Origin of the sequence: Mycobacterium sp. (genome assembly GCF_050701675.1) — a bacterium.
Classification (GTDB): domain Bacteria; phylum Actinomycetota; class Actinomycetes; order Mycobacteriales; family Mycobacteriaceae; genus Mycobacterium.
This window is the reverse complement of record NZ_JBOGDD010000050.1, coordinates 1-2,287: the sequence shown is the minus strand read 5'-3', so window position 1 is coordinate 2,287 and position 2,287 is coordinate 1. Positions and strand designations below refer to the sequence as shown.

General features: G+C 66.9%; 1 protein-coding gene. It reads right to left on the bottom strand.

The annotated features are described in order from the left end of the window. Positions 1-2,287, bottom strand: a 2,287-nt coding sequence (locus ACRDUX_RS01590) for a condensation domain-containing protein (RefSeq protein WP_526410361.1), incomplete at both ends; no start/stop codon positions are given.

Sequence of the window (2,287 nt, the reverse complement as noted above, 5' to 3'; positions counted from 1 at the left end):
TCGGGGTGGGTAGTGCGGTGTCGGGGTGGGTGTGAGTGTGGGGGTCGGTGATGTCGATGACGGTGACGCCGCGGCCGTTCAATCGGTCGGCCTGTTCGGTGGTGGTGATGGCGGCGACGGGGGTGGCGTCGGTGAGCATGAAGTCGATGCGGGTGTCGGGGTGGGCGGGGTCGATGGGTAGGTACGCTGCCCCGGTCTTGAGCACTGCCAGGATCGCGATGATGGCGTCGGCGGACCGGGAGCACAGCAGCGCGACGCATTGTCCTGGACCCGCACCCAGACCGGTGAGCTGGTGGGCCAACCGGTTCGAGGTTTCGTCGAGTTCGCGGTAGGTCCACGAGCGTTCCCCGAACGTCAGGGCGACTGCGTCGGGGGTGCGGGCGACTTGGTCGGTGAACAGTGTGGGGATCGACATCGCCGGGGCGGGCTGGGTCAGCACCGCGCGGTGGCCGAACTCGTCGACGCGGTTGTGTTCCTCGGCGTCGAGCACATCCATCGAGGACAACCGCAGCCCAGGATCAGCGGCCATGGCTTCCAATACCCGCTGCAACCGGGCGGTGAGCATCTCGATGCTGGCCGCGTCGAATACGTCGGTGCCGTATTCGACGCGAAGGCCCAGTTGGCTGCCAGGCGTGGCTTGCAATGTCAGTGGGTAATGGGTGGATTCGCGGGCCGTGACGTCGGTGATGGCCAACTCGCGGACGTCCAACGACGCGGCGGTGTCGATCGGGTAGTTCTCGTAGACGAAAAGGGTGTCGAACAATTGGTCGTGGCCGGTGACGCGGTGAATCTCGTTGAGCGCCAGGTGTTGGTGGTCGAACGTGTGGTTGTGGGCACTGTGCAATTGCTCCAGCAGCCCGGCGGTGGTGGTGGCTTCCGTGACGGTCGCACGGACCGGCACGGTGTTGATCAACAGACCGACCATCGATTCCGCGCCGGGCACCTCGGTGGGCCGGCCCGAGACCGCGGTGCCGAAGACGACGTCGTGCTGTCCGGTCAGCTCCATCAGCAGCTGTGCCCACGCGGCCTGCAGCACTGTGTTGACGGTGGTGTGACACGACCGCGCCAGCTCGACCAGGGCCCGGGTGGTCTCCTCGGATACCAGAGCAGAGGTCGTGCCGCGCCGTCCCGGCTCTGACCGACTGGACTGGGCCACCAGGGTGGGGGTGTCGAAGCCGGCCAGCACTTCGCGCCACGCAGCGCGAGCAGCCTCGACGTCCCGATGGGCCAGCCAGCTGACGAAGCGGCGATACGGCGTCGCGGCGGGCAGCCGCTGCCCGTAATAGCCGGCGAAGATTTCCCCCAGCAGGATCGGCAGCGACCAGCCGTCGAGCACGATGTGATGATTGGTCAGCACGACCCGGTGCTGCTCTTCGGCGGTGCGGATCAAAGCCACCCGAAAGGCCGGCGGGTCGGTGAGATCGCAGACTGCGACGCGTTCGGCGGCGCACACCTGCTGGATCCGTTCCTCGACATCGGCATCGAGTTCCAGGTATTGCCAGGGTGTTTGGGGGTGGGTGGGGATGACTTGGACCGGCTGATCGAATTGTTCGCAGAACCGGGCCGCCAGGTTGGGGTGGCGATTGATCACCGTGTGTACGGCATCGCGCAGGCGATCGGGTTCTAGCGGGCCGGTGACGGTGACGTCGAGCTGCATCGCATACAGGTCGGCGTCGCTGCCGGTGGTACTGGCCAGAAAGAGCAGTCCCTGCTGCAGGGGGGTCAGCGGCAGGATGTCGGCGACGCGGTATAGCTGCTGCAGTTCGTCGATCTGGGGTTGGCTGAGCCGGGCGGGAGTGATGTCCGAGGGGGTCAGTCCGCCGCCGCCGTGTCGGACGTGCGCGCAGATGCCGGCCAGGGCGTCGAACCACAGCTGGCTGAGTCGGCTGACTTGACCGTAGTCCAGAGCCGACGGCGCCCAGGTCCAGGTGGCGTGCAGGTGCGGGCCGGCGTCGGTGTCCGTCTCGTTTTCCAAGGCAACGGCGTTGAGCCCTATGGTGTGCGCCAACGGCATTGGCACTGCGGTGGCGGCGTCGGCGACCGAGAGGCCCTCTTGGCTGACCTGCCACAGTTCACCGGGCATTTCCGCGGCGCCAGTCCCGAGGCGTCCGAGGTAGTTGAATCCGATGGTGGGGTCGGGGCCGGGTAGGTCGACGTCGGTGTTGAGGTAGCGCAGCAGTCCGTAGGTCAGGGGATCGGGTAGGGCGCGCAGTTGTTCCTTGGCGCGTTTGATGATTGGGCCGAGTGCGGATTCACCGGCGACCACCTGTGCCCAGCGCAGCCCATC